The organism is Streptomyces sp. NRRL S-378 (assembly GCF_000720645.1).
Classification (GTDB): domain Bacteria; phylum Actinomycetota; class Actinomycetes; order Streptomycetales; family Streptomycetaceae; genus Streptomyces.
In genome coordinates this window covers 1-6911 of record NZ_JOBX01000141.1, presented here as the reverse complement: position 1 = coordinate 6911, position 6911 = coordinate 1, and the positions used below count along the sequence as shown (strand labels likewise).

Here is a 6911-nt window from a genome sequence, read left to right as displayed (position 1 = left end):
AAGCCGTGCTCGGCCGCTTCCCGGGCCTCTCCCAGGTCACGGTCATCGCCCGCGAGGACCGGCCCGGCGACAAGCGCCTGGTGGCGTACCTGGTCGCCGAGCCCGGCCCGGACGGCGGCCCGGACACCGAGGAGCTCCGCGGACACGCGAGCGGGCTGCTGCCCGAGTACATGGTCCCCTCGGTCTTCCTGGTCCTCGACGGGCTCCCGCTGACCGCCAACGGCAAGGTCGACTACCGGGCCCTGCCCGCTCCCGAGGCACCGGCAACCGCCCCGACCGGGCGCGGCCCGCGGACCCCGCGCGAGGAGATCCTCTGCGGCCTGTTCGCCGAGGTCCTGGGCGTGCCCACGGTCAGCATCGACGACAACTTCTTCGAACTCGGCGGCCACTCCCTCCTCGCCACCCGCCTCATCAGCCGCATCCGGGCGATCCTCGGCGTGCGGCTCTCCATCCGCAGCCTGCTCAACACCCCCACGGTGGCGGCCCTGTCGAACCTGGGCCTGGGCGACGGCGAGGAGCAGGACAGCGGACTGGAGCACGTCCTGACCCTCCGCTCGGCCGGCAGCCGTCCGCCGCTGTTCTGCGTGCACCCCGGCGGTGGCATGGCCTGGTGCTACGCGGGGCTGCTGCGCTACGTCCCCAGGGAGCACCCGGTGTACGGGCTGCAGGCCCGCGGACTGGCCGGGGACGAGCCGCTCCCCGCCGACATGGACGAGCTGATCGAGGACTACCTGGGCCGCATCCGGGCGGTCCAGCCGTCCGGTCCGTATGCACTCCTGGGCTGGTCCTTCGGGGGCAAGGTGGCCCACACCCTGGCCGCCCGCCTCCAGCAGGAGGGCGAGGAGGTGTCCCTGCTGGCCGTACTCGACGCCGGTACCGGCGGCCACAGCTCTGTGCACGGCACGCGCACCCAGCGGGACCTGCTGGAACTCGCCTTCGACGGGATCGGGGCCTTTCACGCCGAACCGGGCGACGAGCCGATCCCGATGCCGCGGGTCCTGGAGGTCCTCAAGGCCCACGGCGGAACCCTGGCGGGCCTGGACGAGCGGACCGTCACGGCGCTCATCGACATCACGGCGAACAACCTCAGGATCAGCCGCGCGACGGCCACCGAGCAATATGACGGGGACATGCTCTTCTTCGAGGCGGCCGGACCGGACGGCGCTCCCACCGGCCTGTCCGAGGTCTGGGAGCCGTACGTGAGCGGCCGGATCGAGAAGCACGCCACGGCGTTCGAGCACATGCAGATGATGAGTGCGGACGCGCTCGCGGACCTCGCTCCGGTGCTGGCCCGAGCGCTGAAGAAGCAGTTCTGACCACCCGGAAAGGGAACATCAATGTCCGACAAGCCGACACGGAACAGGTCGAGCGTCCACCGGGGGCGGGTGCTGCGCACCGAACGCGTGACCCCGCACATGATCAGGGTCGTGCTCGGCGGTGAGGGCCTGGAGTCCTTCGCCGCGGAGGAGTACACCGACCACTACGTGAAGCTCATCTTCCCGCTGGAGGGTGTGCAGTACCCGGAGCCGTTCGACATCGCGGCCATCCGCCAGGAATTCCCCAGGGAGCAGTGGCCCAAGACCCGGACCTACACGGTCCGCCACTGGGACCCGGAAGCCGTCGAACTGACCGTGGACTTCGTCCACCACGGCGACACCGGTCTGGCCGGCCCCTGGGCCGCGCGGGCCGAGCCGGGGCAGGAGATCCACTTCATCGGTCCCGGCGGCGGCTACGCGCCCAGCGAGCAGGCGGACTGGCACCTGCTGGCCGGGGACGAGAGCGCCCTGCCCGCGATCGGCGCCTCCCTGGAGGCGCTGCCCGCCGGGGCGGTCGCCAAGGCCTTCATCGAGGTGTCCGGTCCCGAGGAGGAGCAGGAGTTCCGGACGCGGGCCGAGGCCGAGATCGTCTGGCTGCACCGCGGGGAGCGCCCGATCGGCGACGCGCTGCACGAGGCCGTCTCCGCCTCGGAGTTCCCGGACGGCACGGTGCACGCCTTCGTCCACGGCGAGGCGCACTTCGTGAAGGCCCTGCGGCACCACCTCCGGATCGAGCGCGGCCTCGACCGCGACCAGCTGTCCATCTCCGGCTACTGGCGGCGCGGGGTGGACGAGGACGGCTGGCAGACCTCCAAGTCCGAATGGAACCGCGACGTGGCGGATCCGGTTCCGGCCTAGTCGCCGCTCCTTCCCGGGGCACCGGCGGCACCCCCCGCGCCTCGCGGGTCCCGGCGCCGCCGGTGGCCCGGTGCACCCTCCTTCCCCTCCCTGCCGGCCAACCGAAAGTCGCGCGAGCCCAACCCGAAAGAGAGAAATTGGCCATGAGTACTGCACATGCCGTCCGTCGTACCGAGGACCGGTCGTCCGCGTGGGGCGCGACGTTGACCGGTGGTTCGGTGCCGGCGGCCTTTGCGGCTCAGATGCTGCGTTCTCCCGGTGCGGTGGCGGTGCGCTGCGCGGGTCGGGAGCTGTCGTACCGGGAGCTGGACGAGCGGTCGAACCGGCTGGCGCACCGCTTGATCGGTCTGGGGGTGGGTCCGGAGGCGCCGGTGGCGGTGCTGATGGAACGTTCCGTGGACCTGGTGGTCGCCCTGCTGGCGGTCATGAAGACCGGGGCGTTCTACGTGCCGCTGCACGCCGCGTTCCCGATGGAGCGGATGCAGTGGATCGTGGACGAGACCTCCGCCCCGGTGTTGCTGACCGACACCGGGATGCGAGGCCGCGGCCTGCCGTCCGCCCCCACGGTCCTGCTGGTGGACGAGGACCCGCAGTCGGCGGGGATGCCCGTCACCGACCCGGGCGCGGAGTGCCTGCCGGGGCAGCTGGCGTACGTGATGTACACCTCCGGCTCCACCGGCCGTCCCAAGGGCGTGGCGGTCACCCACCGGGACGTCCTCGACCTGGTCGCGGACAGCCTGTTCGAGCCCGGGGTGCACGAGCGGGTCCTGATGGTCATCCCGTACGCCTTCGACCCCTCGATCTACGGACTGTGGGTGCCGCTGCTGCACGGCGGACGGACCGTCATCACCCCGGAGGGCGAACTGAGCGTGGCGGCCCTCGCCCGGCTGATCGCCGATGAGGAGATCACCGCCCTGGACGTCTCCGCCGGTCTGTTCCAGGTGATGGCGGAGGAGGACCCGCGCTGCTTCGCGGGGGTGCGGGAAGTGATCACGGGTGGTGACGTGGTCTCCCCGACCGCGGTCCGGCGGGTCCTGGACCACTGCCCCGGGATCGTCGTCCGCAGTGCGTACGGCCCCACCGAGACCACGCTGTACGCCACGACGCACCCGTGGTCGGGCACGGGCGACCTGCCGTCTCCGCTGCCGATCGGGCGCCTGCTGGACGGGATGCGGGCCCACGTCCTGGACGACGCGCTCTCGCCGGTCCCCGCGGGCGAGGCGGGGGAGCTCTACCTGGCGGGCTCGGGCGTGGCCCGGGGCTACTTCGGGCGTCCGGACCTGACGGCGGAGCGGTTCGTCGCCGACCCCTTCGGTCCGGCCGGCTCGCGGATGTACCGCACCGGTGACCTGGCCCGCTGGGCGGGCGAAGGGGTGCTGGACTTCGTGGGCCGGGCCGACGAGCAGGTGAAGATCCGGGGCTTCCGCATCGAGCTCGGCGAGGTCGAGTCCGTGGTCCGAGGAGGTCCTCTGCGGCCTGTTCGCGGAGGTGCTGGGCGTGCCGGCGGTCGGCATCGACGAGGACTTCTTCGAGCTGGGCGGACATTCCCTGCTGGCGACCCGGCTGGTGGGCCGCATCCGCGCGGCGCTGGGCGCCGAACTGGTGGTCCGCACCGTTTTCGAGGCCCCGACCGTCGCCGCACTGGCCGAGCGGGTCGCGGCGGCCGGTACGGCCCGGCCCGCACTGACGGCGGGGGAGCGCCCGGAGCGGATCCCGCTCTCCCCGGCGCAGAACCGGCTGTGGTTCCTCGACAAGCTGGAGGAGGCCCGGGCCACCTACAACCTGCCCCTCGTCGTGCGTCTGTCGGGGCCGATGGACCCGGACGTGCTGCGGGCCGCCCTCGAGGACGTGGTGGACCGCCACGAGAGCCTGCGCACCGTCTTCCCCGTGGACGCCGAAGGCGTGCCGTTCCAGCGGATCCTGCCGGCCGCGCCGGTGATACGGGACTTCGAGGTCGTGCCCACCGACGAGGCCGCCCTGCCCGGACGGATCGCCGCCCTGGCGGCGGAGCGCTTCGACCTGGCGGTGGACCCGCCGGTCCGGTTCCGTCTCTTCACCCTGTCGGCGACCGAGCGGGTGCTGTTCCTGCTCACGCACCACATCGCCTCCGACGGCTGGTCGCTGGCCCCGCTGACCCGCGACATCAGCCGTGCCTACGCGGCCCGCTGCGAGGGGGCCGCGCCGTCCTGGTCGCCGCTGCCGGTCCAGTACGCCGACTACACCCTGTGGCAGCGCGCCCTCCTCGGCTCCGAGGACGACCCCGGCTCCCTGGTGAACGAGCAGCTCACCTTCTGGACCAAGGCCCTGGAAGGCGTCCCGGACCAGCTCGAACTGCCCTGTGACCACCCCCGGCCCAAGGTGGCGAGCCACCGCGGGGACTCGGTCTCCTTCGCCCTCGACGCGGAGCTGCACCGGCGCCTGACCGGCCTGGGCCGCACCCACGGGGCCAGCCTGTTCATGGTGCTGCAGGCCGCCTTCGCCGCGGTGCTCTCCCGGCTGGGCGCGGGGCACGACATCCCGGTGGGCACCCCCGTCGCCAACCGGACCGACGAGGCGATGGACGACCTGGTCGGGTTCTTCGTGAACACCCTGGTGATCCGTACCGACACCAGCGGCGACCCCACCTTCGAGCAGCTGCTGGCCCGGGTGCGGGAGGTGGCCCTGGAGGCCTTCGCCCACCAGGACGTTCCCTTCGAGCACCTGGTGCACGGGCTCAACCCGGAGCGCTCCACCGCCCGGCACCCGCTCTTCCAGGTGCTGCTCGCCCTCCAGAACAACACCTCCGTCCCGATGGACCTGCCGGGCCTGACCACGGAGGTGACCCTCGGCGACACCGACGTCGCCAAGTTCGACCTCACCCTGGAGCTCTTCGAGCAGCACGCCGGGGACGGCCTTCCCAGCGGCATCACCGGGCGGCTCGGCTACGCCCTCGACCTCTTCACCGCGGACACCGCACGGCGCATCGTGGACTGCCTGGAGCGACTGCTCGCCGCGGTCGCCGCGGACCCGCGCCTGCCGCTGAGCCGGATCGGCCTGCTCTCCCCGGAGGAGCACCGGCGGCTCGTCGTCGACCGGAACGACACGACCGCGCCGTACCCGGACGACACCACCGTGCACCGGCTCTTCCAGGACCAGGCCGAGCGGACCCCGGACGCGCTCGCGGTCTCCTGCGGGGAGGAGACGGTGACCTACCGCGAGCTGGACGAGCGCGCGAACCGGTTCGCCCACCACCTGATCGACCGGGGAGTGCGCCCCGAGCAGCTGGTCCCGGTCTGCGTGGAGCGGGGGATCGACGCGGTCGTCGCCGTCCTGGGCGTCCTCAAGGCGGGCGCCGCCTACGTGCCGCTCAACCACGACTACCCGGTGGAACAGCTGGAGTTCATGGTGGCGGACGTGCGGGCGTCCCTGGTCGTCACCCACGCCCACCTGCGGGACCGGCTGGCCGGCGTGACCGCCGAACTGCTGCCGATCGACGAGGAGCGGCCCGCGATCGACGCCCGGCCCGCCACGGACCCGGCCGTGCCGACCGGCCCCGACAGCCTCTTCCACGTCATCTACACCTCCGGCTCCACCGGCACCCCCAAGGGCGTCATGATCGAGCACCGCTCGGTCTGCCGGCTGGTCGACAGCGAGGTGTTCTCCGGCCTCGGCCCCGGCCACGTGGTCGCCCACCCCTCCAACTTCGCCTGGGACGCCTTCACCTTCGAGTGCTGGCCCGCGCTGACCTCCGGCGCCGCGATGGCGGTGATGGACAAGGAGGTCCTCCTCGACGCCGTCGAGCTCAAGGCCGCGTTGCGCCACTGCGGTGTGACGATGATGTGGCTGACGGCCCCGCTCCTCCGCCAGCACCTGCTGGACTGCCCCGACCTCCTCTCCGAGCTCACCTACGTGTTCTTCGGCGGCGAGGTCGTCGAGCGGCCGGTCGTGGACCGGCTGGTGGACAGCCCGTGGGCGCCCGAGCACCTCGTCCACGGCTACGGCCCCACCGAGGCGACGGTGTTCACCACCTGCTACGAGGTGGACCGGAACACCCCCCGGGCGGGGCAGCTCCCCATCGGCGGCCCCCTGACGAACACGGAGGTGTTCGTCATGGACGAGAACGGTGCCCTCCTGCCGCCCGGGATCCCCGGCGAGCTGTGGGTCGGCGGTCCCGGCGTGGCCCGGGGCTACTGGAACCGTCCGGAGCTGACCGCGGAGAAGTTCGTCGCCCACCCCTTCTCGGACGATCCCGCGGCGCGGGTGTACCGCACCGGTGACGTGGTGCGCTGGCGGGCCGACGGACTCCTGGAGTTCGTCGGCCGGGTCGACCACCAGGTGAAGATCCGCGGCTTCCGCATCGAACCGGGCGAGGTCGAGGCCGTACTGGCCCGCTTCCCGGGGCTGTCGGAGGTCGCCGTCCTGGTGCGGGAGGACCGGCCGGGGGACAAGCGACTGGTGGGATACGTGGTGCCCGCGGCCGACCGGGACGACGCCGTGGACGCGGAGGCGCTGCGGGCGCACGCGGCCGCTCTGCTGCCGGAGTACATGGTGCCGTCGGCGTTCGTGGTCCTGGACCGGCTGCCGTTGACGACGAACGGGAAGCTGGACCGGCGGACGCTGCCCGCGCCGGAGCTCCCGGTCTCCGGGGGCGGGCGCGGCCCCCGCACGGCGTCCGAGGAGGTCCTCTGCGGCCTGTTCGCGGAGGTGCTGGGCGTGCCGGCGGTCGGCATCGACGAGGACTTCTTCGAGCTGGGCGGA

Annotated in this window: 3 protein-coding genes and 1 pseudogene; all 4 read left to right on the top strand. The window is 72.6% G+C overall.

The genetic code is table 11. From position 1 onward, the window contains the following. On the top strand, window positions 1-1316 hold a 1316-nt coding region (locus IH80_RS0137985), incomplete at its 5' end, for an alpha/beta fold hydrolase (protein WP_158943853.1). A 21-nt stretch (window positions 1317-1337) separates the two neighbouring features. After that, window positions 1338-2174, top strand: a complete 837-nt coding sequence (locus tag IH80_RS0137980; RefSeq protein WP_030966465.1) for a siderophore-interacting protein — start codon at window positions 1338-1340, stop codon at window positions 2172-2174. After that, window positions 2138-3574, top strand: a pseudogene (locus IH80_RS47575) (amino acid adenylation domain-containing protein); the annotation flags it as partial. The gene IH80_RS0137980 and the pseudogene IH80_RS47575, both read left to right, overlap by 37 nt. Window positions 3575-3671: 97 nt before the next feature. Beyond that, window positions 3672-6911, top strand: a 3240-nt coding sequence (locus tag IH80_RS45560) for a non-ribosomal peptide synthetase (protein ID WP_199819371.1), incomplete at its 3' end; no start/stop codon positions are given.